Source organism: Thalassospira tepidiphila MCCC 1A03514 (assembly GCF_001662875.1).
Classification (GTDB): Bacteria; Pseudomonadota; Alphaproteobacteria; order Rhodospirillales; family Thalassospiraceae; genus Thalassospira; species Thalassospira tepidiphila.
Map to the genome: position 1 here is coordinate 430,682 of NZ_JPVZ01000003.1, position 25,175 is coordinate 455,856.

The 25,175-nt window shown below is 55.5% G+C and carries 28 protein-coding genes and 2 tRNA genes; 15 read left to right on the plus strand and 15 right to left on the minus strand.

The annotated features are described in order from the left end of the window. Nucleotides 1-49: 49 nt before the first annotated feature. Nucleotides 50-1,180 carry a citrate/2-methylcitrate synthase gene (locus TH4_RS09305; RefSeq protein WP_064780778.1) on the plus strand — a complete coding sequence of 377 codons (1,131 nt, stop codon included), beginning with the start codon at nt 50-52 and terminating at the stop codon, nt 1,178-1,180. Nucleotides 1,181-1,280: 100 nt separating this feature from the next. On the opposite strand, the gene TH4_RS09310 is transcribed toward TH4_RS09305, so the two are convergent. Further along, a complete protein-coding gene (locus tag TH4_RS09310) occupies nt 1,281-2,357 on the minus strand; it encodes an alpha/beta hydrolase family protein (protein WP_245227803.1) in 1,077 nt (358 codons plus the stop codon). A gap of 187 nt (nt 2,358-2,544) precedes the next feature. Between TH4_RS09310 and TH4_RS09315 the strand changes: the two genes are divergently transcribed. The 5 genes from TH4_RS09315 to TH4_RS09335 all read left to right on the plus strand — a co-directional run bounded on the left by TH4_RS09315 (nt 2,545) and on the right by TH4_RS09335 (nt 5,098). Continuing rightward, nucleotides 2,545-3,759, plus strand: coding sequence for an acetoin utilization protein AcuC (locus tag TH4_RS09315; protein WP_083997037.1), 1,215 nt, complete (start codon nt 2,545-2,547; stop codon nt 3,757-3,759). Next, nucleotides 3,756-4,202: a DUF192 domain-containing protein gene (locus TH4_RS09320; protein ID WP_008890893.1), complete on the plus strand. Its 447-nt coding sequence runs from the start codon at nt 3,756-3,758 to the stop codon at nt 4,200-4,202. The genes TH4_RS09315 and TH4_RS09320 overlap by 4 nt, the downstream gene beginning before the upstream one ends. A gap of 162 nt (nt 4,203-4,364) precedes the next feature. Continuing rightward, nucleotides 4,365-4,441: transfer RNA gene (locus TH4_RS09325), tRNA-Pro, on the plus strand. Nucleotides 4,442-4,585: 144 nt separating this feature from the next. Beyond that, on the plus strand, nt 4,586-4,879 hold the full coding sequence (locus TH4_RS09330) for an ETC complex I subunit (RefSeq protein ID WP_063089999.1): 294 nt from the start codon (nt 4,586-4,588) through the stop codon (nt 4,877-4,879). A gap of 142 nt (nt 4,880-5,021) precedes the next feature. After that, nucleotides 5,022-5,098 (plus strand) — tRNA-Arg (locus TH4_RS09335). A 29-nt stretch (nt 5,099-5,127) separates the two neighbouring features. Here TH4_RS09335 and TH4_RS09340 read toward each other — a convergent pair. The 4 genes from TH4_RS09340 to hisI form a co-directional block, all read right to left on the minus strand. Continuing rightward, nucleotides 5,128-5,790 carry a YitT family protein gene (locus TH4_RS09340; RefSeq protein ID WP_064780780.1) on the minus strand — a complete coding sequence of 221 codons (663 nt, stop codon included), beginning with the start codon at nt 5,788-5,790 and terminating at the stop codon, nt 5,128-5,130. A gap of 208 nt (nt 5,791-5,998) precedes the next feature. Continuing rightward, a complete protein-coding gene (locus tag TH4_RS09345; protein ID WP_064780781.1) occupies nt 5,999-6,829 on the minus strand; it encodes an aldo/keto reductase in 831 nt (276 codons plus the stop codon). Nucleotides 6,830-7,165: 336 nt separating this feature from the next. Further along, entirely contained in the window at nt 7,166-8,287 is a 1,122-nt protein-coding gene (locus TH4_RS09350; protein WP_064780782.1) for a CobW family GTP-binding protein, read from the minus strand. Nucleotides 8,288-8,328: 41 nt separating this feature from the next. Then, on the minus strand, nt 8,329-8,727 hold the full coding sequence (gene hisI, locus TH4_RS09355; RefSeq protein WP_064780783.1) for a phosphoribosyl-AMP cyclohydrolase: 399 nt from the start codon (nt 8,725-8,727) through the stop codon (nt 8,329-8,331). Nucleotides 8,728-8,878: 151 nt separating this feature from the next. On the opposite strand from hisI, the gene TH4_RS09360 reads away from it, so the two are divergent. From TH4_RS09360 to TH4_RS09375, 4 genes are all read left to right on the plus strand, one after another. Continuing rightward, nucleotides 8,879-9,355, plus strand: a complete 477-nt coding sequence (locus TH4_RS09360) for a Fur family transcriptional regulator (protein WP_064780784.1) — start codon at nt 8,879-8,881, stop codon at nt 9,353-9,355. Beyond that, complete coding sequence (gene znuC, locus TH4_RS09365) at nt 9,336-10,178, plus strand: zinc ABC transporter ATP-binding protein ZnuC (protein ID WP_064780785.1); 843 nt, start codon at nt 9,336-9,338, stop codon at nt 10,176-10,178. Before TH4_RS09360 ends, znuC begins: the two co-directional genes overlap by 20 nt. After that, nucleotides 10,175-10,981 (plus strand): metal ABC transporter permease, encoded by an 807-nt coding sequence (locus TH4_RS09370; protein ID WP_209272179.1) that lies wholly within the window; start codon nt 10,175-10,177, stop codon nt 10,979-10,981. The genes znuC and TH4_RS09370 overlap by 4 nt, the downstream gene beginning before the upstream one ends. Before the next feature lie 82 nt (nt 10,982-11,063). Then, nucleotides 11,064-11,576, plus strand: coding sequence for a DUF3429 domain-containing protein (locus tag TH4_RS09375; protein WP_064780787.1), 513 nt, complete (start codon nt 11,064-11,066; stop codon nt 11,574-11,576). 70 nt (nt 11,577-11,646) lie between these two features. Here the strand turns inward: TH4_RS09375 and metC are convergent, their stop codons facing one another. Beyond that, nucleotides 11,647-12,831, minus strand: coding sequence for a cystathionine beta-lyase (gene metC / locus TH4_RS09380; protein WP_064780789.1), 1,185 nt, complete (start codon nt 12,829-12,831; stop codon nt 11,647-11,649). Between the two features lie 168 nt (nt 12,832-12,999). Here metC and TH4_RS09385 point away from each other — a divergent pair, with 168 nt between their 5' ends. Continuing rightward, on the plus strand, nt 13,000-13,956 hold the full coding sequence (locus tag TH4_RS09385; protein ID WP_064780792.1) for a threonine ammonia-lyase: 957 nt from the start codon (nt 13,000-13,002) through the stop codon (nt 13,954-13,956). 129 nt (nt 13,957-14,085) lie between these two features. Here TH4_RS09385 and rpmF read toward each other — a convergent pair whose 3' ends face one another. From rpmF to TH4_RS09410, 5 genes are all read right to left on the minus strand, one after another. Beyond that, the gene (rpmF, locus tag TH4_RS09390; protein ID WP_007090029.1) at nt 14,086-14,265 is read right to left on the minus strand and encodes a 50S ribosomal protein L32; all 180 of its coding nucleotides are present in this window, start codon (nt 14,263-14,265) and stop codon (nt 14,086-14,088) included. Between the two features lie 41 nt (nt 14,266-14,306). Further along, on the minus strand, nt 14,307-14,993 hold the full coding sequence (locus TH4_RS09395; RefSeq protein WP_064780797.1) for a GNAT family N-acetyltransferase: 687 nt from the start codon (nt 14,991-14,993) through the stop codon (nt 14,307-14,309). Further along, nucleotides 14,990-15,478, minus strand: coding sequence for a GNAT family N-acetyltransferase (locus tag TH4_RS09400; RefSeq protein WP_167727153.1), 489 nt, complete (start codon nt 15,476-15,478; stop codon nt 14,990-14,992). Before TH4_RS09400 ends, TH4_RS09395 begins: the two co-directional genes overlap by 4 nt. A 74-nt stretch (nt 15,479-15,552) precedes the next feature. After that, entirely contained in the window at nt 15,553-16,410 is an 858-nt protein-coding gene (sseA, locus tag TH4_RS09405; RefSeq protein ID WP_064780803.1) for a 3-mercaptopyruvate sulfurtransferase, read from the minus strand. A 168-nt stretch (nt 16,411-16,578) separates the two neighbouring features. Then, on the minus strand, nt 16,579-17,289 hold the full coding sequence (locus tag TH4_RS09410) for an alanyl-tRNA editing protein (RefSeq protein WP_064780804.1): 711 nt from the start codon (nt 17,287-17,289) through the stop codon (nt 16,579-16,581). A gap of 271 nt (nt 17,290-17,560) precedes the next feature. Here TH4_RS09410 and TH4_RS09415 point away from each other — a divergent pair, with 271 nt between their 5' ends. From TH4_RS09415 to TH4_RS09425, 3 genes are all read left to right on the plus strand, one after another. Further along, nucleotides 17,561-18,220 carry a hypothetical protein gene (locus TH4_RS09415; RefSeq protein WP_064780805.1) on the plus strand — a complete coding sequence of 220 codons (660 nt, stop codon included), beginning with the start codon at nt 17,561-17,563 and terminating at the stop codon, nt 18,218-18,220. A gap of 87 nt (nt 18,221-18,307) precedes the next feature. Further along, complete coding sequence (locus tag TH4_RS09420; RefSeq protein WP_040823776.1) at nt 18,308-18,835, plus strand: hypothetical protein; 528 nt, start codon at nt 18,308-18,310, stop codon at nt 18,833-18,835. A 302-nt stretch (nt 18,836-19,137) separates the two neighbouring features. Next, nucleotides 19,138-19,416, plus strand: a complete 279-nt coding sequence (locus tag TH4_RS09425) for a tyrosine--tRNA ligase (RefSeq protein ID WP_008890871.1) — start codon at nt 19,138-19,140, stop codon at nt 19,414-19,416. A 48-nt stretch (nt 19,417-19,464) separates the two neighbouring features. On the opposite strand, the gene TH4_RS09430 is transcribed toward TH4_RS09425, so the two are convergent. Beyond that, nucleotides 19,465-20,628 carry a PA0069 family radical SAM protein gene (locus tag TH4_RS09430; RefSeq protein ID WP_064780807.1) on the minus strand — a complete coding sequence of 388 codons (1,164 nt, stop codon included), beginning with the start codon at nt 20,626-20,628 and terminating at the stop codon, nt 19,465-19,467. Nucleotides 20,629-20,700: 72 nt separating this feature from the next. Next, nucleotides 20,701-22,356, minus strand: a complete 1,656-nt coding sequence (locus TH4_RS09435) for an inverse autotransporter beta domain-containing protein (RefSeq protein ID WP_064780809.1) — start codon at nt 22,354-22,356, stop codon at nt 20,701-20,703. A 354-nt stretch (nt 22,357-22,710) separates the two neighbouring features. Here TH4_RS09435 and TH4_RS09440 point away from each other — a divergent pair, with 354 nt between their 5' ends. Beyond that, nucleotides 22,711-23,343 carry a LysE family translocator gene (locus TH4_RS09440; RefSeq protein ID WP_064780811.1) on the plus strand — a complete coding sequence of 211 codons (633 nt, stop codon included), beginning with the start codon at nt 22,711-22,713 and terminating at the stop codon, nt 23,341-23,343. A 54-nt stretch (nt 23,344-23,397) separates the two neighbouring features. Here TH4_RS09440 and TH4_RS20645 read toward each other — a convergent pair whose 3' ends face one another. Both TH4_RS20645 and TH4_RS09445 read right to left on the minus strand, forming a co-directional pair. Then, nucleotides 23,398-23,556, minus strand: a complete 159-nt coding sequence (locus TH4_RS20645; protein WP_157092651.1) for a hypothetical protein — start codon at nt 23,554-23,556, stop codon at nt 23,398-23,400. Between the two features lies 1 nt (nt 23,557). Then, nucleotides 23,558-25,132, minus strand: a complete 1,575-nt coding sequence (locus TH4_RS09445) for an L-lactate permease (protein WP_064780813.1) — start codon at nt 25,130-25,132, stop codon at nt 23,558-23,560. Nucleotides 25,133-25,175: the final 43 nt, after the last annotated feature.

The following is a 25,175-nucleotide window of genomic DNA, read 5'->3' on the forward strand; positions in this document are numbered from 1 at the left end:
GCATCATGCCGGACTGGACAAACCGTCAATCTTGATCAAGATAATCAATATGAAAAAAATCGATGACGGATCATTCTGCACATTGTCGGCAGCAGATGTGTGCGCGCAGGTCGGCATATCGCGCGACACGCTTTACGCCTATGTCAGCCGGGGTATTGTGCGTGCTGTTGCCCATCCGGGTGATGCACGCAAAAGCCTGTATGACCGGCGCGACGTTGCCAAACTGCATGATCGCAAACGACGTGGACGGTCACGGCAATCTGTTGCGGCCTCGACCATTGATTGGGGGGAGCCGATCCTGGTGTCGGGCATCACCCGCATTGCCGATGGGCAGTTTTACTATCGCGGTCACAACGCCGTCGAACTGTCCCAGACCATGACGCTTGAGGACGCGGCCGGTCTTTTGGCCGGGCTTCGATGCGATCCTGTGTTGAATGCCGTGCCGGACTTTGTTCCGGCCAAACATGATCTGGCGCTTCAGCGTATGGTGGCGATGCTGGCAGAGCTGATGACCGGGTCGCCCCGTGGTGATGGCCGCCCGATCGCCGCACGGATTGTTCGGCTGGGCGCCCTGGCTGCTGCCGGGGTCTCAGACGATGGGAAAAGCCCGATCCATTTGGTCCTGGCAAATGCATGGTCAACCCATGAAAATGCGCCGGACCTGTTGCGTCGGGCTCTCGTGCTTTGTGCCGATCACGAGCTTAATGCATCGGCCTATGCCGTGCGCGTTGCCGCATCGGCCGGGGCGAGCATACCGGCATCCCTGATGGCGGGGTTGTCGACCCTGTCGGGTACGCGCCATGGCGGCCTGACGCCGAGATGTCGGGCATGGATGGATCAGGTCGAAAAAGGTGGCGGCAAGATTGATCCCGACCATGTGCCGCCGGGGTTTGGTCATCCGCTTTATCCCGATGGCGATCCGCGCACCCGCGCACTCATGCAGGCCTGTGGTCAGACTGGCGATGCGTTCTGGGCGCGCATTGCAAATCTGGTCACGCAAAATACCGGGCAGCATCCCAGCCTTGATTTCGGATTGGCCTTGATCGAACGCGAACTTCGTCTGCCGAAGGGGGCAGGGCTTGGTATTTTTGCCGTTGGGCGCATGGCAGGCTGGATCGCGCATCTTTTTGAACAGCGCAAAAGTGGCAAGATCATTCGGCCACGCGCCAGCGTGTCCTGATGTGATCCAGATTGCGCAGCATAAGTTACATCTGACCCTTGCGTTATTTGTACGGGGCCGAAGCCTCAATCACCGTGCAATTTGATCTCCGGGCGTCGGGTTAGGGGCGGGAAACCACCTGCTTGATCCAGTCCGAGATCTTGTCAAACGTGCCGGGCGCATAGGCATACCGGCCAAGGGCGACATAAAGCATCTGGCGGGATGTCGGCATTTCACTGCTGAGCTGGTAGTTAAACAAATTGCTTCTAAGCAACCCGTGCGTGGCATCGGGGATGACAACCACCTCATTTTCAGGATGCTGGTCGATCAGGATATCGCGATAGATGTCCGCATCGGATCTTGCATCCACATTCAGATCATCACGCCCCCACATGGCAAGTGTCGGTGTTTCAAGCTGCGCCAGATCTGCTTTTGCGTCAGATGTAATGTTGCGTTTTACGAATTCGTAGCGGTCTGATGCCATCGGCGATGGATCACTGGTTTCTGCAAGGTAGGTTGCGTAACTTGCATCGGGCGCAAAGATCACGGTGTCCCGGACGTGGTTGCGTTCAATTTGACGTTCGATATCTTCTTGTGTTGCACCATCGGCCAAGAGGCGTTGGCGTGTATAAAAATCACCCTGGTCTTGCCAGTTCACCGCCCCGCTTATGATGACATTAAAGGCATTGTCCGGGATCATCCGCGACGCTTCGGGGATCACCCAGCCCGCCTGGGAAAATCCGATAAAGCCGATTTGTTGTCGGCTTCCGGGATGGGCCGTTTTGATTGCCTCATACGCCGCAACGGCTTCGTCTGCGCGGTCATTCATGGATTGCGAAAGCCAGTTTCCCGTGCTTTCGCCGACGCCTGCCTTGTCCCAGCTGTAAATACCGATCCCGCGATCAAGCAAGGCATTGATCAGGGGCAAATAGCCATCGCCCGCAAAGCGGTCCTGCGGACCATCGCCGTGAACCAGAAGGGCAATCGGGCCTGTATGCTGCGCATCTGGCAAGATCAGGCTGCCCGACAGAACAGCATCATCGTGTGAAAAGCTGATCTGTTTGGTCGGGCGGTTGCTGATATCAAAGTCAGACAATCCGATAAGTGCAAGACTTCCGGGAACAGCAACAAGCAGCACAAACAGAACAATCGCCATCCTGACAAGGCGGCGGTAACGAATGCGGCGGGGCGATGGCACGGCACAGCCTTTCAGGTTGGTGGCAGCAAGGAATATTTGGCAGTGTTCGCAGATTGCGAGAAGTCAGGGGGCCCGTCAATCGCCTTGCAACCGGTTATGTCGATGAAATCAGGTGTTTAGCCCAAAAGCATCCCGGCCATAAGTGGAAAACGCTAGGTCCCGAGCCGGGAATTGCACAAAACAGAACTTGAAAGAGCATCATGAAACGGTCAATGCTTTCGGCACTGCAACCAAATCTGCCCTGCGTGCCATTGTGATCCTTTCTGACAAGATACCTGACCACCGTATTGCCGATCCTGCCCCGCGCATGATTGCGGCCGAGATTTATCGTGGCTCAAGCTATGGTCCCAAGCATCCGCTGGCGATCCCGCGGGTGTCGCTGGTGGTCGATATGGTGCATGCGCTGGGTTGGGTGGATGAGACCACCTATCTGACCGGGCCGGTGGCAACACCCGAGCAGCTCGCGCGGTTCCACGACCCGGACTATATTGCCGCCGTCATGCAGGCCGAGCGCGATCAAGCGCTGCCTGATGATCTGATGGAGCGGTTCGGGCTCGGCAAGAATGGCAATCCGATCTATCCGGAAATTTTCCGGCGTCCGGCGACTGCCGCCGGATCATCGGTGATGGCAGCCAACCTGATCAAGGATGGCGGGATCATTCATCATCCGGCAGGGGGCACCCATCACGGTTTGCGCGATCGGGCATCGGGGTTCTGTTACTTCAACGATCCGGTTCTGGGCATTTATGCCTTGCTTGATAGCGGGTTGGACCGGGTGCTTTATGTTGATATTGACGCCCATCACGGCGACGGGGTGCAGATCGCCTTTGCCGAGGATGAACGCGTTCTGACTGTTTCCATCCATCAGGAAGACCTGTGGCCCAAGACCGGCGCAATTGATGACATTGCAGGCGGCATGGCGCGCAACCTTCCGATGCCGGGCGGCATGCATGATGACGAGATGCGTTTCATTCTTTTTGAATATTTGATTCCGCTTGGATTAAGTTTTGCACCTCAAGCTATTGTTTTACAATGTGGATGTGATACTCTTGCCGAAGATCCACTGTCCAGACAGCTTTTGGGCAATCAGTCGATCTGGGAAGTCGTGGGGGCGATGACCCGATTGGCGCCCCGAAGTCTTGTTCTTGGCGGCGGAGGATATAGTCCATACGGCGTTGCACGCTGTTGGTCTGGGGTGTGGGCAACCATTAACGGGATCGAAATACCTGATGTGTTACCCATCACAGCGGAAAATATCCTGCGTGTCATAAAATGGGCGCATAGTCGTGGAAGACAGCCGGCAAGTGAGTTGTTCACAACGCTTGTGGATCCATGGCGGGGTGGCGCCATCCGGGACGAGGTCCGGGATCGCGTCAAAAGACTAAGAGGATATGGGGTATGAAGTCGTTCTTTCAGATGGCTTTGGTTGTGTGCTTTGTCAGCGCGGCGGTTGTTGCCGGGCTGAATGCAAAGGCAACCGGTTATGAACGGTCGCGTCTTCTTGTTGATGGCGAAGTGTTCAATGTTGAACTGGCCATCACACCCGAAGAAAGGTCGCGCGGCCTTATGTTCCGTACCGAAATGGCTGAAGACGCCGGAATGCTGTTTGATTTCGGCGGACCACGCGACATTTCTATGTGGATGAAAAACACCTTTATCTCGCTTGATATGCTGTTCATCGCGGCCGACGGCACGATTGTCGGCATTGAAAAGCGCACCGTGCCACAATCAGAAACCATCATTCCGTCGCCAAGGCCTGTGCGCTTTGTGCTTGAACTCAATGGTGGTTCGTCTGACCGGATGGGGTTTGAGGTTGGCGAAAAGGTCGAAGGACTGCCGCGCTAGGCCACGCCATCGACACGCCACACAATCAATCAGCAATAGCAAGGCCGCAGGTGATATCTGCGGCCTTTGGTTTTTGCGTCGGTTTTTGTGTCATATTTTCGAGAAAAACACGCAATGCGGTCTTGCCCACCCAGCAAGATGGTGCTAAATCCACATCCGCGTCGGGGAGTAGCGCAGTCTGGTAGCGTACCTGCTTTGGGAGCAGGGGGTCGCGAGTTCGAATCTCGCCTTCCCGACCATTTCCCCTTTTATCGTTTTTCGGATGCCCAACGGGATTTCCAAGTCACGATAAAAGGTGTAAAAGATGAACTGATAGCAGGGGTTAGAGAGACCCGCTTAACTGCCATCATCATCTTATCCCGAAGGTCAAGACGAGGGTCCCGATGAAGGTCCGTGTTTACAAACCTGCCAAGAACGCCATGCAGTCCGGTCAGGCTGCGACCAAGCACTGGGTCATGGAATTTGAACCGGGTGCGAAAAAGGTCGCCGATCAGCTGATGGGCTGGATCGGATCGACCGACACCCGTGGTCAGGTCCGCATGTATTTCGAAACCCTCGAAGAAGCGCAGGCCTTTGCCGCCAAGCACAAGCTGATCGCGGACATCGAAATGCCGAAGCCGCGCAAACTTCAGCTCAAGGCCTATGCCGACAACTTCGCGTTCAAACGCGTCGTCTGATCTGGAAATCGCCAGCGTATTTGACCAATTCTCGGGGCGGATTTCCGCCCCGTTTCGTCTGACAGGGGACGTTAAAGCCTGTGAACACAGTCGGGCAGGCGCCCAATGCCATGCCCCGGGGTTCGTAACCACCCCACCCAGCGGTCCCTTAGCTCAACTGGATAGAGCAACAGACTTCTAATCTGTAGGTTGCAGGTTCGAGTCCTGCAGGGATCGCCATTTTTTCCATGTACTTGCAGTCAGAAACCTTATCGTGCCGTGAAATACCGTCCCGGACGATGGTTGAGCGCAATGATCAGGTTGAGGATGACAGCGCCCAGGATCGAGAGCAGGACCTTGTCGAAGGGCAGGGTCAGGAAGGCGCAGACGAGGATCACCATGTCGACCGCGAGCTGGAAGTAACCGGCGCGGATGTTGAAGTTTTCCTGTAGGTACAGGGCGAGGATATTGACCCCGCCAAGGCCAGCGCGATGGCGAAACAGCATGAGCAGGCCAATCCCCATCAACGCACCCCCGGCAACCGCGGCATAGATCGGGTTGAGCGTGTTGAACTCCACCAGCATCGGGGTCAGTTTCGAGAAGGCCGAGACCAGACCAACGGCGATGAAGGTCTTGATGGTGAAGGCCTTGCCCATGCGTTTGAAAGCCAGCCAGTAAAAGGGCAGGTTGATCACAAAGAAGATCACGCCAAACGACAGCCCGGTGGCATGTTCAATCAGAAGGGCGGCCCCGGCGGTACTGCCGGTGACAAGGATGCTTTCGCTATAAAGCGTGACACCAAGCGACACCACCATGGTGCCCAGCAACAGGGCCAGCACATCCTCATACGGGCGATGGGCGATATCGTCCTTTTTGGGTGTTTCGCTGGTTGCGGCTGGTGCGGTTTTATCGGTGGTGTTTACGGTGCTCATAAGCGGTTTGCTGCCAGTTGGTTGATTAGATTAGGGTCAGGGCCTTGATAAAATACGCTTTTCGCAGGTGCGAAACAAGCGGTGGGCAAGATCGCGGCGTAAATCGCGTGTTTTTGATGTAACGGTGTCGCTAAACGCAAAAGACCGGCTTAAAGCAAGCCGGTCTTGGTAATTTTGTATGTTTGTTCGCGGTTACGCCGGATGGTGATCAGGCGGCCTTGTCCCATTCCGGGGCGAAGGACGGATCAATCAGGCGACCATTTGGATTGGCAAGGTCATGGATTGCTTCCATGTCGTTTTCCGAGAGTTCGAAATCAAAGATATCGAAATTGGCCGCGGCATTTTTCGGTGAGCCTGATTTCGGGATTGCCATGACGCTGTCTTGTTGCAGCAACCAGCGGAGCGTCACCTGCACGGGCGACTTGCCGTATTTTTCACCGATGGCCTTAAGCGTTGCGTCCTTCATGACATTGCCACGTGCAATCGGGCAGTAAGCCGTCAGCAGCATGTCATGCGCACGCACGCTTTCGAGTACCTTGGACTGGTCAAGATAGGGGTGATATTCGACCTGATTGACCGTCAGCGGCGCATCGGTCAGCGACACGGCCTGATCAATCAGGGCGGTCGGGAAGTTTGAAATCCCGATCAGGCGCGTCATGCCAAGGTTTTTGACCTCGTTCAAGGCTGCCATGGTTTCTTCAAGCGGCACGTCATCATTGGGCCAGTGCAGAAGCAACAGATCAACATGGTCCAGATCAAGCTTGCGCAGGCTTTCGACCACGGAGGTCTGCAAATCACCGCTTTGGAATTTGTCGTACCAGACCTTGGTGGTCAGGAAGTAGTCATCGCGCGCAAGGCCGGAATTTTTCAGGCCCTGACCAACGCCCTGTTCGTTGTGATACATCTGGGCGGTATCGAAATGGCGATAGCCGATCTTGGCGGCCTCAGCGATCATTTTCGCCGCTTCGTCGTTGTTGAGCTCGTACGTCCCAAAGCCAAGGGCCGGGATTTTAGTGTCCTGCCAGTTCCGGTAAATCATACTGGTGTACCCCCTTGTTTCGTTTGATTGTTGTGATTTTGGGTCTGCGCGGTGTCATGTGCAAATGACGATCTGGTGTCAGTTTGCCCGATTTGCGCCAGATTTAGTGCGCATGTCGCCGATCGCAACCTGTACATCAGGATGGTACGGGCTGTGCAATTGGCGAGAGGGCCGGGGCTGCCCCGTGTGCGGGTGGGGATTTTCAGGCAAAGAAAAAGGGCGACCAAATTCATGGGTCGCCCGAAGTTCAGGACTTAGAGTGAGGCTGTATCAAGCCAAGAACGAGATTGCCGCAATCACCGGCGATGATCCTTGATGTGGCTCAAACGCAGTCGATTATTCTTTGACCGTGTTGCCATCATTGGTTTCGCTGACCGCGGCGTTAAGGTGATAAAGCGATTCACGGATTACCTGGGGCCCAAGATCCTTGGTGATGAAGACGATCTTGGACCGGTGATCATCGCTTGGCCAGGCGGGCAGGGATGCCGGCGGGTGGAAAACATGCTGCACGGCATGAATGGCGACAGGCGCGTCTTCGCCGACCAGATTAAGGATGCCCTTTACACGCAAAAGGCTCTCGCCGCGCATCTGGGTAAAGATTTCGGCCCAGGTGACGAAAGCATCCCAATGGATCGGTTCATCAAAGGTGATGCAAAATGATCGGATGTGGTCGTCATGGCGGTTGACGTCATGGCTGTGATCGTGGTGGTGGTCATGATCGTGATGGCCGTGATCGTCGTGATGATGATCATGCGCATCGCCATGCTGCTCATAGGCTTCATCACGCAGCCATTTCTGCACATCCATGCTTTTGGTTGTCGGGTCATACAGCCCGGCATTAAACAGCTTTGAAACCGCAATATCGCCATTGACCACCGGATAAATCGGGGCGGCCGGGTTAAGCGCGCGCAGGCGGGCTTCAAGGGCTGTGCGCGTCGCCTCATCGGCCAGATCGGCCTTGGTCATCAGGATGCGGTCGGCAACGGCCGCCTGCTTGACACTTTCGGGATGGTTATCAAGCTGCCCCGCGCCATGGATGGCATCGACGGTGGTCACCACGCTATCAAGGCGGAACTTGGTGGTCAGAAGCGGGTCGGTCATCAGGGTGTGCAGGATCGGGGCCGGGTCGGCAAGGCCGGTGGTTTCTATGATCACCCGATCAAATTCCGGGATTTCACCGCGCGTGCGTTTGACAAATAAATCACGCAGCCCCGAAATCAGATCACCGCGCACCGAACAACAGATACAGCCGGAATTGAGCAACACCACATCTTCGGACACTTCGCGCACCAGAAGATGATCGAGCCCGATTTCACCGAACTCGTTGATCAGGACCGCCGTCTTATCCATGCCATCCTGTGTCAGCAGGGCATTCAAAAGCGTGGTCTTGCCACTGCCCAGAAAGCCGGTGATGACGGTGGTGGCGATGCGGTCAAACTGTTCGTTGGAAAGGGCCATGATCAATCAGGTCTTTTGCGCTGGGCGTGGGATTTGGGGGCTTATTTCTTGCCGTATAGTTCTTCGGTCGAAACTTCCGGTTTGGAAATCACGACTTCGTTGCCATCGCGGGCGGCGAAATAGAAACAGTTGCGCCGTCCGGTGTGGCAGGCGACCCCGATCTGATCGACCTCGACCAGAATGGTGTCCATGTCGCAGTCATAACGAAAATCGACAAGTTTCTGCACCTGGCCGGAGCTTTCACCCTTGCGCCACAGTTTCCCGCGGGAGCGTGAGAAATAGCACACCCGGCCGGTTTCAAGGGTTTCAAGCACGGCATCGCGGTTCATCCAGGCCATCATCAGGACTTCGCCCGTGTCATGTTGCTGGGCGATTACCGGAATCAGGCCGTTTTCGTTGAATTTCAGTTTGTCGGCAATCAGTGCATTTGAGCCCGTCATGGGGAAGCTCCGGTCGATGGTGGTTGACTTTTGACGTTCGGCGCGTCAGAAAATGATATATTATAACATTTCATCAGATGCCACGGCTTTTTGAAATCGGTTGGGCCGAAACCGCCGAAACCAGATGGCCGTCGATACGAGATATTCAGCTATGAGCGATCTTTTCCCCAAAAAGGGCCATGATCACGACAGATGTGTGCATAGCGCACTTGCGCAGGCAGAGAAAGTCTGTGACAGAGAAAATGCGCGCTTTACCGACATGCGCCGCAAGGTCTTTACCCTGATCTGGCAATCGCACAAGGCGGTTACGGCCTATGAGTTGCTTGATGCGCTGACCGCTGAAGGCCAGCGGGTGCAGCCGCCAACGGTTTATCGCGCGCTGGAATTCCTGACCGAGCTTGGTCTGGTGCACAGAATTGAGTCGCTTAATGCCTATTTCGGCTGTGATAGGCCTGATTGCGAACATCTGGGGCAGTATTTCATCTGTACCGATTGTGGCCGCGTCGCCGAGGCGGTCAACGAGGACATGAGCAACGCGGTGCGCAAGGCGGCGCGCAGTGTCGGCTTTACCATTCAGGCGACCACGGTCGAGATCAAGGGGCTGTGCCATGACTGCGCCACTCATTGAAGGCCGTGACCTTGTTCTGTCCTTTGGTAATGAGCGCGTGCTTGATCAGGTATCGCTTGCCATTCATCCGGGTGAAATCATTACCCTGATCGGGCCAAATGGTGCCGGGAAATCAACACTGGTCAAGACGCTTCTGGGCTTGCAGAAAGCCGATAGTGGCGAGGTCGTGCGCAAACGCGGGCTTACGATAGGCTATGTGCCGCAAAAGCTTGCCATCGATCAGGTCTTGCCGATGACGGTGAAGCGGTTTCTGAGCCTGACCCGATCCGTGAGCCGGGCGGATTGCGAACAGGTTCTGGGTCAGGTCGGGGCCGGGCATGTGATTGACGCGCAGATGAGCCAGCTTTCCGGCGGCGAGACGCAGCGTGTGATGCTGGCCCGCACCCTTTTGCTGCGTCCGCATTTGCTGGTGCTTGATGAACCGACGCAAGGGGTCGATGTTTCCGGGCAGGCGGAGCTTTATCGCCTGATTGATGAGATCCGCCGTGAACTTGATTGCGCCGTTCTGATGATTTCGCATGATCTGCATCTGGTGATGGCCAAGACCGATCAGGTGGTGTGCTTCAATCGTCATGTCTGTTGTTCAGGCATTCCCGAAACCGTGCGCCAGCATCCGGAATACCGGTCTTTGTTTGGCGTGCGCGAGGCCGATGCGATTGGTATCTATCACCACGAACATGATCACGAACATGATCTTTCGGGCCATGTTGTTGGCGGATGTGGTCACGATCATTCGCATGACCATGGGCATCACCATCATGCAGATGATCACGCGCATGATCACAATAAAGCCGTCAAAGAAGGGGCGGGAACAAACCAATGATGGATGATTTCCTGTTTCGCGCCGTTTTGGGCGGTGTTTTGCTGGCCATTGTCTGTGGACCGTTTGGCGCCTTTATCGTCTGGCGACGCATGGCGTTCTTTGGCGACATGCTGGCGCATACGGCATTGCTGGGGGTCGCACTTGGCCTTCTTATTGGCGTCGATGTGCGGATCGGCATGATCGCGACCTGTCTGGCAGCCGCGCTTATTCTGGCCTATGGCCAAAGGCAATCGCGGATTGGCAGTGATACGGTGCTGGGCATGCTGGCGCATTCCACGCTGGCACTGGGCATGGTGGCCCTTGCCTTTGTGCAGGGTGTTGCTGTTGATCTGATGGCTTATCTGTTTGGCGATATTCTGGCGGTCAATGCCGGGGATATCTTGCTTTTGGCGGTTGGCGGGGCCTTTGCGCTTGGCATCCTTGCCTGGATGTGGCGGCCGTTGCTTGCGCTGACCGTCAGTCCGGAAATTGCCGCGGCCGAAAGCATCCCGGTCGAACGGCTGCGTTTGATCTTCATGCTTCTGATGGCACTTGTGATCGGCATGGCGATCAAGATTGTCGGGGTTTTGCTGATTACAGCCCTTTTGATCGTGCCAGCCGCAAGTGCGCGTTTCTTTGCCCGCACACCTGAACAGATGGCGATTGGTGCCGGGCTGTTTGGTGCGGCGTCGGTACTGGCGGGGATTGCCCTGTCCTGGCATGTGGATACGCCTGCGGGGCCAAGCATCGTGATTTCGGCCGCGGCGATCTTTGTTGCCAGCGGCATTGTAATGAGTGCCAAGCGCCACTTTGCACGTAGCTAACCCGTTATCACCGCAAACACGGTGATCAAAGTGGCACCCGATTCCGTAAAGCGCAGATAGAACCGCGTGAAAGGATATCGGCGTGCCGCAGCAATCATCAACAGATCGTAATCCACCATCCGCTTCGGGCTCGCGGAAGGATGAACCTTTCTTTGCGTCCATCCCTGTGCCCGCACGTTGGTTCGGGCTAAGTGGCGCGATCCCATTTGTTACCCTGTCGATTGGCGGGGCGTTCTTATCCGGCGCGCATCAATCACTGGCCTATTTCACCCTTGTCGCCTATGGCGCGGTGATTTTGTCATTTCTGGGTGGTGTGCATTGGGGAAGGGCGATCAAGGTTTTTGATCAGGGGACGGTTGCCGACAAGTTCCTGTGGGTTTCGCTTGGCATCAGTGTGGTGCCGTCGCTTATCGGATGGTTGGCACTGCTTGTGCCGCTGGCGATTGGGTTGCCTGTTCTGGCAGCAAGCTTTGCGGCCATGCTGTTGATCGATTTGCAGACCGTGAAAAGTGGGCAGTTTCCAGCGTGGTATGGCAACTTGCGCGTCATCCTGTCGGTGATTGTAATTGCGTCGCTTTTGTTTGCGTGGCTCTAAGATCACGAAGGTTGAAGGGCTTGAGCTGAAAAGGGCGCTGAAAGTTCAGCGCCCTTTGTCATTTTCGGGTTCAGGCCGTTTTAAGTCGCGCGAACCCGGCTTCAAGATCGGCAATCAGATCATCGGGGTCTTCAAGGCCGATATGGAGCCGGACCAGCTGACCATCGTCGTCCCATTTGGTGGCAGTGCGGATTTTGGTCGGATCAGACGGCAGGATCAGGCTTTCAAAACCGCCCCAGCTAAAGCCCATGCCAAACAGTTCCATATGGTCGACCATATTGGCAAGCTGCGCCTTTTCGACCGGCTGCATGACAAAGGAAAACAGACCGCACGCACCGGTGAAATCGCGTTTCCAGATCGCATGGCCCGGATCATCGGGGAGACCGGGATGCAGCACGCGTTTGACTTCCGGGCGGGTTTGGAGCCAGTTCGCGACCTTAAGGCCGCTTTCATGGTGCTGTTTCAGGCGCACGGCAAGGGTGCGAAGTCCGCGCTGGGCGAGGTAGCAATCATCCGGACCAACCGCGTCACCGGAAATCAGGACCTGCTTCTTGATGGTCAGAAGGTCTTCCTCGGTCGCAGTCGTGATGGTGCCCAGCATGACATCGGAATGACCGACAATGTATTTGGTCCCGGCCTGGACCGAAACATCAACACCCAGTTCAAACGGACGGCACAGGATCGGGGAAGCCCAGGTGTTATCAAGCATCACCTTTACATTGCGCGCGTGCGCGGCCTTGGCGATTGCCGGGATATCCTGCATTTCAAAGGTCAGCGACCCCGGGCTTTCGCACCAGACAAGGGCGGTGTTATCGCGAATAAGGCCCGCAATGTCGCCGCCAATCGCCGGATCATAATATTCCGTCTCGACCCCGAATTTCTTAAGAAACGTATTGCACAGGTTGCGAGTCGGGAAATAGGTGCTGTCGGTGATCAGGATATGATCGCCGGGCTTCACAAAGGCGAGGATGGCATTGGTAATCGCCGAAACGCCCGATGAAACGCACAGCGTGCCATAGCCACCTTCAAGTTCGGCAACGGCTTCTTCGAGCAGGAAGCGCGTCGGCGTCCCGTGGCGGCCGTAGGTCGTTTTTCCGGGGACCGAGGCACCGGCCTTTTCAAGTTCTGCCAGGCTGTCAAACAGGATGGTCGAGGCATGCAGAACCGGCGGATTGACCACGCCGTGATACTGGCTGGAACGGCGACCGGCATGGACCAGTTTGGTTGCGGTATGTTTGGGGCTTTGCGATGACATAACAGGCGGTTCTCCTTGGGCGCGACGTCTTATGCTTCAAAGACAAACCACCTTGGCGGCGGCCATTCAAGGCTTTTTGCGTCAAAGCCATTGTTAATGCCTGATATCAGGCTATTTTTTACAGGCAATAACAGAAACGAATGACACAGAATACAGCAAGGGGGCCCCGTGATTGAACTTCAGGATTTTCGCACTGCGCGCAAGGCGATATCGGACCATATGCGCCTGACCCCGGTGTTTGCGGCCAGAAATTTTGGCGATATATCGGGCTTTGTCGCGCGTGATCGCATCCCCGAGATGTTCCTGAAACTTGAAAACATGCAGGTCAGCGGGTCCTTCAAGGCACGCGGGGCGATGAATGCCGCACTGGCCCTTGAACCCGAACAAAGATCAGCCGGGCTGTGCACGGCATCGGGCGGCAATCATGGCATGGGTGTGATCAATGCGGCCCGCACACTGGGTGTGCCAGTGAAAATCTTCCTGCCGACCAACACCCCGCAGCCCAAAGTCAAAAAACTGCGCGCGCAGGGTGTTGATGTGGCGTTGATCGGGGCCGTTTGGGATGACGCCAACCGTGCCGCGATGGAGCACGCACATGAAAGCGGTATGGCCTATATCCACCCGTTCGCCGATCCCAAGGTGATTGCCGGGCAGGGAACCATCGCGCTTGAGCTTTTAGAACAGCAACCCGACCTTGATACGCTGGTTGTGGCGATTGGCGGCGGCGGGCTGATTGCAGGTGTGGCGACAGCCGCACGCTTGTTGCGCCCATCGATCCGGGTGATCGGTGTGGAGCCGACCGGGGCGGCAACCTTGTTTGAAAGCCTTAAGGCCAACGAGGTCGCGACTTTGCCCAGCGTGAATACAGCCGCCACCAGTCTGGCGCCGCGTCAGTCATCTGCACTTAATGTCGATCTGATTGGCAAGAATGTGGATCGCATCGCACTGGTCAGTGACGAGGAAATGCAAAAATCTGCCAAGTGGCTGTGGAAGGAGTTTGGCATTTCGGTCGAACTTTCCGCCGCCGCCGGTATTGCCGCGGTGATGAATGATCGCCTCGGTGATCCCAACCCGGGGCGGGTCGGGGTGATCGTGTGCGGAACCGGTATGGATGGGTTTGAGTAGGGATAAATAAAAAGGGATGAAACCAAACGGTTTCATCCCTTTTTAAACCAGACGCCAGTCCGATAGGACTGGCGCGGAAATATATAGCGTCGCAAACCGCCAAAGAGCAAAAAGCTCTCCGGTGCGGAATTACATCTTCGGCTCGACCACCTGACGACCACGGTACATACCGGTGTTCGGGTCAATGTGGTGCGGGCGATGCAGTTCGCCGGTCTCTTTGTCTTCGCGGTACGAGCCCTTGGCGAGCTTGTCATGCGAGCGACGCATGCCCTGACGGGACTTGGTCACTTTTTTCTTTGGCACTGCCATGGGTCATCATCCTCTGGCTTGGGTAAACTCAGGCGCGCTTGTTACCGTGCGCGGTCGGGAAAGTCAACGATCAAAGTGTCGGAATCTGCATTATTTGCATTTTCCGGATCACTTTCGCGATCAGGTGTATCGCTCGCGGGATGACCATCATGATCGACATGGTGGTCGATATGCGGGATCAGTCCTGTATCACGCGGATCATCAACAATATCGGTTCGGCGATCATATATAGCAAATCCTGCCTTTTGGTAAGCCCCAAGTGCACTTGGATGATCAAGCGTGCAGGTATTGACCGTGATGCGGGTGGGTTTGAAGCTCCAGGCGGTATCAATCGCCCAATCCAGCAGATATTTGCCAAAGCCCTTGCCGATGAATTCCGGCATCAGGCCCATATAGTGCAGATCAATGACGTTATCCGATTCAAAATCCGTCAGATCAAGCTCGGCAAAGCCTGCAGGCACGCCAGAAACATAAAGCACATAAACATGTGTTTCCGGCTTGGCGAGGATTGCAGAGAGTTCTTCGTCGCTCATCAGGCGGCGTTGCCACCACAGCCATGGTTCGCCGACCGTATTATATAGGTAGCGATAAAATGACAGGGTCGGGTTTTCAGCCCGGATGATCGCGACCTTGCCGGGCGGGACGATGGCTGGCGCGCGTTCGGGCGGGCTTTGCATTTCAAGGAAGCTGATAACAACTTCCAGCTTGCGCGGATTGGATGGGGTCATTGGACTAAACTCTTGCGCATTATCTTGTTTTGGTGCGGATCAGGATCAGCCTGATCGGTGACGCTTGCTATAAAGTCATAGCCGAGTTTGGCGTAAAAATCACCCGCTGCGGCATTTTCAATTGTGACCCGGATTTCACTTAAGCCCGAAAGACGCAGGATATCCTCGGCCAAACTTACCAGTTCGCGGCCAATGCCACTGCCTTGGGCGTGCTTGGCGATCGCCAGATAATGAATCCAGCCAAACACAGCGTCATGGCCGGTCATCATGGTGGCAAAGATTTGCTGATCATCTGGCATGCGCGCGACAATCAGGCTGCCATTATCGGCCGCAATGCAGTTTTCGATATCCTGCCGTGCATCGCGGATCGCCGGGATCAGTCCGGTCGCAATCCAAAGGCGGGTGATGGCGGCAATGTCGTCTTTTGACGGCGCTTTAAGCTGTTCAAGTCTGATGCCCGCGCCATCGGCGGTTTTGTTCGTCATATCCGAACCGAACGGGGATGGGGCGGGCATCGGGTTTCTCATTTTAAATGTGTGATACGGACGGGGCCGGATGTTCAGGCCGGGCCGGTATCAACCGGGCTGTCTTCCGTGGTGGCCCATTCCGCCCAGGATCCGTCATAGACCGCGACCTGTTTGTGGCCGGAAATATAGGCCCCCATGGCAAGAACACAGGCGGTAACGCCCGAACCACAGCTTGCAACAATCGGTTTGTTAAGATCGACACCTGCTGCGTCGAATGCAGCTTTGATTTCATCCGCCGACTTAAACGTGCCATCCGCATTCAGAAGTTCGGTAAAGGGCAGGTTGTAGGAGCCCGGCACGTGGCCAGATTTGCCCCAGGGATCATCAACCTCGCCACGGAACCGTTCGCCTGCGCGCGCATCCACCAGCTGTTCGCGTTTGGTTTTGACGTTCGAGAGAACCTGATCATATTCACGCAGTAAAAAGCTGTTGGCGCGTGCGGTAAAGTGGCGTTCGCGCGGCGGGGTCGGTGCATCAGTCACCGGGCGTCCCTCGGCGATCCATTTTGGCAGGCCGCCATCTAGCACGACAACATCATGATGGCCGAAATGACGCAGCATCCACCATGCGCGGCAGGCTGCAAGGGCGGAACCCTTTTGGCTATAGACAACCACACGGACACCATCGCCGAGGCCAAGTTTGCGGACCTTGGCGGAAAACTTGATCGCATCGGGCATCATGTGCGGCAGCGGGGCGCTGTCATCGGCGGCGATATCATCAATATCAAAGAAAACCGCGCCCGGAATGTGTTCGGCATCGTAGAAGTCGCGGGCATTCTTGTTTTCGGCCGGCATGTACCAGCTGGCATCGACGATGCGCACGTCCGGTGCATCAAGGTGATCCGCAAGCCATTGGGTGGACACAAGGGCGTCGGAAAGTGGGTTGGTCATGGACAAGCTCCGATTGACGGTGGTGGATTTCCGGTTGGTTCCGGGATTGTTTTAAATTTGGTCCTGAATCTATTTAAATTTGTAACGGTCCTGCCGCTTGCTGGCAACTGGCAGTCAAACCGGATGGTGATGATCCGTATGTTTGCTGGTTGCTAATTATAGAAGGCATCAGTCGTCAAATACGATATTGATCCGGCGGTTCTGGCGGCCTTTCTTTTCGATCTTGGAAACCATTACCTTGCCGATCTCGCCGGTTTTGCGCACATGGGTACCGCCACAGGGTTGGAAATCGATCCCTTCGATGGTGACAGTCCGGATGGAATGTCCGTCCATCGGCGGCTGTACCGACATGGTGCGCACCAGTTCCGGGTTGGCTTTAAGCTCGGCTACGGAGATTTCCCCGTCATAGACATCGGCATCGCGTGCGATCAGTTCGTTAAGCTTCTCACTGATTTCATCCTTGTCGAGCGTGACTTCTGGCAGGTTGAAGTCCAGCCGCGCCTTCTGGGCGGCGATGTTGCCGCCCGTGACATCGCCTTCGATCACGGCACACAAAAGATGCAGGCAGGTGTGAAAGCGCATCAGCTTGTGGCGGTTGTCCCAATCAAGTTCGGCTGTGATCGTATCGCCAACCGCAGGCAGGGGATGATCATCGGCAATGATGTGCAAGATACGCCCGGTTTCGCGATCCTTGACTGTGGTAACGACCGGAAGGGCCGCGCCATCGCCAAGGGTTAGTGTGCCGATATCACCCGATTGGCCGCCGGCGGTTGCGTAAAACACCGTTTGATCAAGTTCGATCCCGCGATCCGAAATGCTGGTGACGGTGGCGTTGCAATTCTTTGCATAGGCGTCTTCGCGAAACATCAGGCGTGTCATGTTTTCTGGTCTCCCGTTGGTGGCGGTTGATGGCGTTCTTGATTTTACCGCCCGGCGTTTGGTGCCGGGGCGTCCGTTCGTCGCGCAGGATTGGTGCGAATGGAATGATTGCCGGGATTATGGTGCGGTGGCGGACCGGCAATTGTCGAGACCAAAGTTGCGGCAATCCTTCGGGTGGAATGTAAGTTAGTATACATAAATGTAATATTGATGTTGAAAATTGTACGTAATGTATGGTATCGCTGCGGTGTAATTCAGGAGTGATATAGCCGTGCCAGCCATTATTCATGTCAAGCTTTCCGGCGAAGGGGACTTCGGGCCAGTCGATCTCGAATGTGCGATTCCGCCTGCGCGTTTGCCGGTGGTGATGGCTGCATTGTTCGGGCAGGCACCGTCAGTGCCGGGAATGGCTGTTGGGGCAATGCATGGTTCTGTACCTGGTGTTTCGGATGGCGGTCGCCCGCGCGAGAACGGTGGGGTTGATGTCTTCGCCAATGAAGGTGCGGGGGGCAAGGTGGATGATCGCGCCGTGACGGCAACCCGTGGCGTGCCGGGGGCGGGCGAGACACATGGTGCCATTGGATATACAGGCGATGCGGCATTTTCCGGCGCAATAGATCCCGGCATGTTCATTACGGGATTTGTTGGCAGTTTTTCCGATCTGGTCGGACGCCTGCAACCACGTGGCTTTGCCGAGATAATCTTGCTGGCGGCAATCTGGCTGCAATATCGCGATGGCAGGAGTTTTGTAACGCGCGGTGATGTACGCCGCCTTTTGCGCCGCCAGGATCATCTGCGGATGCCGCGCAATTTTAGCCGGGATTTCCATGCGGCCGTGGCAAGAGGCTACCTTGAAGAAGTCGAGGGCGAAGACGGTTACACCGTTGCAACTGACGGCTTCCGCTGGTTTCGTGATGAGTGTATGAAATAATACAAAAAGTCGAAAAAGATATTGACGTTATGTATGTTTGTTGTATCTTTTTTAGTAGGGACAAACAAAAACGGGTGGGACCAAATCATGAGCGCGTGGGAAGTCAGAAGCAGCTGCCGGGTATGGCGGGGCCGTTATGTCATTCGTGGCGATGTTGATCGTATTGCCAACGACATTGTTGAACTTCAGCAAAACCGGTTCCCGGGACTTGATGCGGAAAAGGTTTCGCTTCGGGTTGTGACCATGGCGGTGATGTCGGTTCTGGCCGAGGAATGCTGTGAAGACGGGGTGACCGCAGCCGAACTTTCCTTCCTTTTGACCACCTGTCTCGGGATGCCGATTTCTCCGACCCGGATTGAACGGGAAATGGAAGGTCTTTCTGGTCTTGTCTGGACCGGACAGTGGGGTGGTGAAACCCTGTATGTCATGGAAAAACGTGGTTTGCGCTTCTTTGAAAGTGCACGTGCCAGGGCGCTTTGCGAAGACGGAAATGTAAACGCCAAGGACCGCGAAGGTGTGGCCGCCAGCGAAGCACAGGACGCGGTGAATGCCATGATCGATCCCGCCATCATCAGCGAACCGGCCGTACATGCCCGCTATCGGGTTGTCAGCTAGCATCTTCGCTTACAGGTCAGGCCATCAATGTCTCGTTGCACCCGCCGGTTTTGCTGGCGGGTGTTTTTCTTTGGCGTGGGGTGTGGCCAACAAGCGGCTTGACCAAACGAAAAAAGCGCCATATGCATAAAAGCATGGAAAACATTATTACACATCAGAACGCCTATTTTACGTCGTGCACATAGCGCGGCGCCTGTTGATGTGTTTGTAAATTAAACCAAGACCGGCTGCCCCAGGGCGGCCTTTGTTTTTTCCATAAACCGGTTTGCCCGAGGTGGCTTCACCAACAAGGAAACCGGAAAATGACCCATATCTCTCTTGCTGATCGCATGCCGACACTTGATTTCACGCCCAATGCCCTGAAAGACGGGATCGGGGTGGTGCCGCTTATTCTGATGGCCGGTTTTGCCGAGACCAGTACGGCGGCAAGTGAACTGGTTGCACGTGGTGCTGTCACCATCGAAGGCAAGCAGATCATTGATCCTGACCATCATATCCTGAGCTACGCCTTTGATGATGGCGAAGTGCTGCGCCTTACGGTTGGGGGCAAAAGCACGATGCTGATCCGGCGCGCGGACTGAACCGGATGCGGTATCTGTTGCGGGATATGGGCAATGTTGCTGCTGATGTCAGAACAGCGACATTTGCCCGTTCGCGCTGGGACGTTTGAAGCCGCTGTAATCAAGGTTGAGAGACCGGATGGTCAGGCCATGTTTTTTGCGCGCAGCGTCAAAGCGTTTGGCGATCAGATCGGCAATCGGACCCGTGCCGCGCATGCGGGTGCCAAATTCCGATTGATAGGTTTGACCATCACGCATCTGACGGATCAGCGACATCACCTTTGCCTTGCGATCAGGGTAATGGGCCTCCAGCCATTCTTCGAACAGATCGGCGATTTCAAGCGGCAAGCGCAAGACGATGTGACCAATCGATTGCGCACCGGCGTCCTTGCAAGCCGCAACGATCTTTTCGATCTCCGTATCATTCAGGCCCGGAATAATAGGCGCACAAAGGACAGTGACGGGAATGCCAGCACCTGAAAGCTTCCGGATGGCCTCAAGCCTGCGGTGTGGGGCAGAGGCACGGGGTTCCAGAAGGTTTGACAGCCGGTGATCAAGGCTTGTGACGGATACGGCCACCGATGCCCGGTTTCGGGCGGCCATCGGGGCGATCAGGTCAATGTCACGGGTGACCAACGCGCTTTTGGTAATGAGGGAAAAGGGATGCTGACAGTCTGACAGGACTTCAATGATCGACCGCGTCAGTTTCTTGTCGCGATCGACCGGCTGATAGGGATCCGTACTTGTGCCAATAACAATCGGGGCCGGTTGATAGGCCTTTGATGATAGTTGCTTGCGCAAAAGCTGGGCTGCTTCCGGTTTCCAGAAAAGCCTGGTTTCAAAATCAAGACCGGGGGACAAACCCAGATAGGCATGCGTCGGGCGCGCAAAGCAATAGACACAGCCATGCTCACACCCGCGATAGGGGTTGATGGACCGATCAAACGGGACATCCGGGCTTTGATTGCGGGTGATCACAGAACGCGCACCATCTATGCCAAGGGTGGTTTTGGTTCGTGGGGCGTCCTGATCTTCCAACAATGTGCCCAGCCATCCATCATCAACCGCCTGATGGATATGACGTTCAAATCGCCCGTCAATATTGGACACCGCGCCGCGTCCCTTTTGTCCGCGGGCGGGCAAGATGTTCAGATCACATTTCGCGTTTGACCATCCATCATCAAAAATGGCGGCGGGGGTGTGGGCGTGGGGTTGGCTGATATTGTTCTTCATGCGCTCACAATAAAGAACAAAAGAAGAACATTCAAGCCAAAGCCGATATGTCCAGATTTTTACAGCATCACGTTATGGACAGGCGCTGCCGTCTACCGCGGTGCCGTCTACCGTGACTGAGCCAGTAACGGTGGGAAGGGTTCCGCCGCCGTCACCACATGGGTTGAGGTTATTGGTGGTGTTACCTGTCCCTGACAGGTTGTTTATGGTTGATGAATTGGCGAAGAATACAAATCGCTTGTCGAAGCCTGCTCCGCTCACGGAAAGCTTGTTGTCATCGACGCTGATGTTGGAATTGTTGCCGATAATCGCCAGGAATCGGGTACCATTTCCATCGGAGGTAATGGATGAAACATTATTCTTGATCGTAACATCCTGGCTGTTTTCGATTGTAATAGTGCCTGCTGTTGAGGTGTCGTTCTGCGTTGTCAGTTTGTTGTTCCGAATAGTAACATTCTGCTTTCCTTCGATGTGGACGATGTATGCTGACCCGGTCGTGTTAACGTTCGCGGTCACACCAACCAGGCTGCTGTTATCGGCCATGTTAAAGAAACGCTTAGCACCACCGGCGCCGCCATTGCTGCCGCTGCCTGAGATTGATGCATCCGGAATGGTGACCGTAACCGACCGTCCTGTAGGGGTTTTGATGTCGAGTGCGCCACCCCCGACAATTGTTTGTCCACTTTGAACCGTTGTGACGGAATTGATTGCGGTGTAATTGCCGCTCAGGATTACGGTTGAATTGGCACCTGCATTGGCAATGTCAGTGGCAAAGTTCGCCGCCGATGTCGAGTTGCTGTTCAGAACTGTGATCGTTTCCCCGTCCGCAGTCTGGGTGATTTCACTTGCTTCTGAAAACTGTCCGGCCTGACTGACCACATCAATATCGCGAATGATGGGATCGGTCATGCGCCGTTCCATCGCGCTCAGGCGGGGTTTCGGAGTATCGCCGAAGCCTTGCAACGGGATACGAAGGCGGAAGCTGGCAAAGCCCTGCGTGCCCCGTGGGCTGTCATGCTGAATTTCCGCCCCGAGCGAAAAGCGTGACCCTTCCCACAAAAAGGGGACTTCATCAAAGGTCAGGTCCAGTCGCCCACGCGGACCCTGTACCGTATCAACACCGTCTTCCGTAAAGCGATAACCACCGGCATAGGCACGGAGTTGCTGTCCGGCATCAGCCGTAAATAACGGAATGCGCCAGCCAATTTCCCCGTCAAAGCCACGCAATGCGCGTTCTTCACCTTGATTGTACATCAAGGAGGTGCCGCTCACATCAACAGTACTCAGACTGTCTTCCATGTATTGTGTTGTGCCGATCGGCACATAGGCATTGGCGCGAAAATCCCAATCAAGCGACAGTGCCTCTGCGCCGAAGGTCAATTGGTTGAATTTGTTGACATAGGGGCTGTGGCGGCGGTCAAAGTAACCATAGCCGCCAATGTTCCACCCCGAATCAAGCATCTGCCGGATGCCAAGACCAAAGTTCCCTTCGTGGCTGTTATTGTCATCCATCCGGGCGCGAAGGCTGGTGAAGGTCAGTGTGTCCTCATCCTGCCAAAGCGGAATGAACAGGTCCGTCTCGCCAAGGTTACGATCCGTGCCACCTTTGCCTTCCAGGTCAATATGCGGTCCCCATTTAGGACCCGCGGTTTCGGCGTTACCAAGTGTGGAGGCAAGCAGGAGGGGGGCGCAAAGGGCGATGGAGCGGATGGATCGTGTAACGTGCATGTTTAACCTAGTCAGCAGGGCTCACATTGCGCCTGCGGGGCAGGCACATTGCCAAGACATCAGAAGATTTTGCTCGTGGGGAGTTTTGTGCCCCGACGTTGCATGGCTTTTGCCATATTGATTTTTATTGCACCGACCGTAGTGCCGCCTGATCCTGGCGGCCACTTCTATTCTTTATCATTTTCCCAGAAGTTATCATTTTCCTGATCCCGGCAGGCTGACCGGACCGGGCAGGGAAAATGTATGGTCACAATGATTTTCTTGTTGGTTGATCAAGGCGGGATATAGTCAAGGCAAGGTGCGAAACGTCATCAGTCAATGCGTACCGTTTGATCATTTGCAAAGGATCGCCCCATGGATTGGTCACAGGTTTTGAGTTTTGCGCTGGTTGCGTCACTGCTTGTCATGTCGCCGGGGCCCAATGGCGTTCTGGTCGCCAAGACCGTGCCGACATCAGGACGCATGGCCGGGATGGCCAATGTGGCCGGATTTGTGACGGCCTTTTACCTGCACGGGACTTTGTCGATCCTTGGTATTTCGGTCATCCTTGTGCAATCGGCACAGGCCTTCATGATCGTGAAGTTTTTGGGGGCGGCTTATTTGTGCTGGGTCGGGTTCAAGGCACTGCGCGATGCTTGGCGCGGGGTGAAAACGGTTGCCGAAGTATCGCCGGCAAAGCGCAAGCGCACCCTGATCAAGGCCTATGGCGAAGGATTTCTGACCAATGCTTTGAACCCGAAAGTCTCGATCTTTTATCTGGCAGCGTTTCCGCAATTCATCCCGGTGGGAGAGGGGGCGGTGACCTCGGCCTTCATGCTGGTGTGCTTGCATGCGGCAATCAACGCCATCTGGTTTGCAGCCATGATCATGTTGCTGGCACGCCTGACCCGCTTTGCCGGGAGTGGCCGTTTCCAGCGCGCGCTTAAGGCAACCACTGGTGCAGTATTCATTGCCTTTGGCGTCAAGCTGGCAGCCCTTCGCCCATAAGGTTTGGCCAAGATATTCTGATAAGCCCGTTGGTCAGATTGATCGGCGGGCTTTTTATTTGCGCACGACAATCAGGGCCATGACGGCACAAAACAGGGCGAACAGAATGTCGCTTGCAGCGACGTTGTCTGTCACCAGTGCCTCAAACGCCGCAATTGGCAGAATGATCGAAGTCAGGACCAGAAAGACCGGGTTAAACAATTTCTGTTTCATCTTATGCGCCCCCGTTCATCGTCGTGATCAGAAGTATGCCCAGCGCCATGAAACCGCACAGTGCGGTCAGGATGACACCGGTTTTAAGAACGACCGACAGCACTGGTCCTTCCTTGCCCGACAGACCCACTGTTGAACAGCCAACCAGAATTTTTGACGGAGCCAGCATGCTGCCAAGTGATGCGCCCGTTGCTTGGGCAGCCAGAACAAGGGCGGTTGAAAGGCCGGAAAGTTCGGCAGTGTGGCGCTGGAACATGCCAAAGACAACGTTGGAATTATTCGTGCTGCCGGTCATGAAGGCACCAAGCGCACCGATTGCCGGTGCAATCACCGGATAGGCGACGGCAAAGGCCCCGGAAAAGACCGCAGCCCCGCCTTCGGCCAGGGCATAGGTCATGCCCGCATGGTCCATAATGATGGCAAGGCCGATCACCGGCACCATGCCGATACTGGTCGGAAGGCCGCTTTTCAGCGTGCGTTGCCAGATACGTTTGCCAATGCCGGCATCATAATGACCGCGCAGCTTGAAGAACGTAAAGCTGATGGCGGCGGTATAAAGCAAAAGCGCGCCGGGATGACCAAAGATCGCGATGGCCTTGGCACTTTCGGCTTCGATCACCCAACCGGCGGCCGTGGCCGTTTCCGGGAAATCAAGCGTGAAGCGGATATTGCCAAGCAGCATCTCGACCGCCGGAACAAAGGTCGCCATTGTGACGAGTACGATGAACACCAGATAAGGGGTCAGTGCCTCGATCAAGGGCATGTGCTGATGATCATCGGCAACCTGTTCAGCGACATCATCGGGATGTGGTTTCCAGAACCGGGTCACAATGATGGAGGCGACAAGCCCGGCGATCCCGGCGGTCAGGCCACCCAGCGTCCAGACACCGTAATTGGCCATGAAATACTGCACAACGCCCATCACGCCGGAAATCAGGACCAGCGGCACAATGCGACGGTGAATGGTGCGGAATCCGCCATCGAGCCACAAAACAGCCGCCCCACACACAAAGCCCGACAGGCCAAGAAGGATCGCCGAATAATGCGTCAATTCGGTGCCGGGAATGCCGGTAACACCAATCAATGCCTCGAACGAGGTTGCCATATTGCCAAACAGAACTGACCAGCTATGGCCGATCATCGGGGCGGCAACCGCCAACACCGGTGAAAAGCCCATGCCAAGCAAAAGCGGCGCAACGACGGCAATCGGAACGCCGAAGCCTGCCACACCCTGAAGGAAGCTTGCGAACACGTAGCCCAATATCAAAAGCTGTAGCGGCCGATCATCCGTGAGTGATCGAATGGCACGCCCGATGGTTTTGATCGCGCCGGCTTCTTCGGCCGCGAAATAAAGGATCAATGCCGCCCAGACGATATAAAGGATGTAAAGGGCCAGCATCACGCCCTTGGCCTGGGCGATGATCAGCATGTCTGTCGGCGCGCCAAAGAAGAATACGGCAAGGATAACGGTGACAAACCAGGCAGCCGCACCAGCACGCGCAGCGCCCCAGTTGACCTTGATCATAAGAAACAGAATGGTCGCAATTGGCAGGGCTGCCAGCAGGAAGTTGGTCATGAAGGGCGCACCATAACCTTTTGAAACAAGGGGCTATCGTTGA

Coding starts and splice junctions, on each gene's coding strand:
- TH4_RS09305 (WP_064780778.1), top strand. CDS start 50: ATGAAAAAAATCGATGACGGATCATTCTGCACATTGTCGGCAGCAGAT.
- TH4_RS09320 (WP_008890893.1), top strand. CDS start 3,756: ATGAAGTCGTTCTTTCAGATGGCTTTGGTTGTGTGCTTTGTCAGCGCG.
- TH4_RS09330 (WP_063089999.1), top strand. CDS start 4,586: ATGAAGGTCCGTGTTTACAAACCTGCCAAGAACGCCATGCAGTCCGGT.
- TH4_RS09340 (WP_064780780.1), bottom strand. CDS start 5,790: ATGAGCACCGTAAACACCACCGATAAAACCGCACCAGCCGCAACCAGC.
- TH4_RS09345 (WP_064780781.1), bottom strand. CDS start 6,829: ATGATTTACCGGAACTGGCAGGACACTAAAATCCCGGCCCTTGGCTTT.
- TH4_RS09350 (WP_064780782.1), bottom strand. CDS start 8,287: ATGGCCCTTTCCAACGAACAGTTTGACCGCATCGCCACCACCGTCATC.
- hisI (WP_064780783.1), bottom strand. CDS start 8,727: ATGACGGGCTCAAATGCACTGATTGCCGACAAACTGAAATTCAACGAA.
- TH4_RS09360 (WP_064780784.1), top strand. CDS start 8,879: ATGAGCGATCTTTTCCCCAAAAAGGGCCATGATCACGACAGATGTGTG.
- znuC (WP_064780785.1), top strand. CDS start 9,336: ATGACTGCGCCACTCATTGAAGGCCGTGACCTTGTTCTGTCCTTTGGT.
- TH4_RS09370 (WP_209272179.1), top strand. CDS start 10,175: ATGATGGATGATTTCCTGTTTCGCGCCGTTTTGGGCGGTGTTTTGCTG.
- metC (WP_064780789.1), bottom strand. CDS start 12,831: ATGTCATCGCAAAGCCCCAAACATACCGCAACCAAACTGGTCCATGCC.
- rpmF (WP_007090029.1), bottom strand. CDS start 14,265: ATGGCAGTGCCAAAGAAAAAAGTGACCAAGTCCCGTCAGGGCATGCGT.
- TH4_RS09395 (WP_064780797.1), bottom strand. CDS start 14,993: ATGACCCCATCCAATCCGCGCAAGCTGGAAGTTGTTATCAGCTTCCTT.
- TH4_RS09400 (WP_167727153.1), bottom strand. CDS start 15,478: ATGACGAACAAAACCGCCGATGGCGCGGGCATCAGACTTGAACAGCTT.
- sseA (WP_064780803.1), bottom strand. CDS start 16,410: ATGACCAACCCACTTTCCGACGCCCTTGTGTCCACCCAATGGCTTGCG.
- TH4_RS09410 (WP_064780804.1), bottom strand. CDS start 17,289: ATGACACGCCTGATGTTTCGCGAAGACGCCTATGCAAAGAATTGCAAC.
- TH4_RS09420 (WP_040823776.1), top strand. CDS start 18,308: ATGAGCGCGTGGGAAGTCAGAAGCAGCTGCCGGGTATGGCGGGGCCGT.
- TH4_RS09425 (WP_008890871.1), top strand. CDS start 19,138: ATGACCCATATCTCTCTTGCTGATCGCATGCCGACACTTGATTTCACG.
- TH4_RS09430 (WP_064780807.1), bottom strand. CDS start 20,628: ATGAAGAACAATATCAGCCAACCCCACGCCCACACCCCCGCCGCCATT.
- TH4_RS09435 (WP_064780809.1), bottom strand. CDS start 22,356: ATGCACGTTACACGATCCATCCGCTCCATCGCCCTTTGCGCCCCCCTC.
- TH4_RS09440 (WP_064780811.1), top strand. CDS start 22,711: ATGGATTGGTCACAGGTTTTGAGTTTTGCGCTGGTTGCGTCACTGCTT.
- TH4_RS20645 (WP_157092651.1), bottom strand. CDS start 23,556: ATGAAACAGAAATTGTTTAACCCGGTCTTTCTGGTCCTGACTTCGATC.
- TH4_RS09445 (WP_064780813.1), bottom strand. CDS start 25,132: ATGACCAACTTCCTGCTGGCAGCCCTGCCAATTGCGACCATTCTGTTT.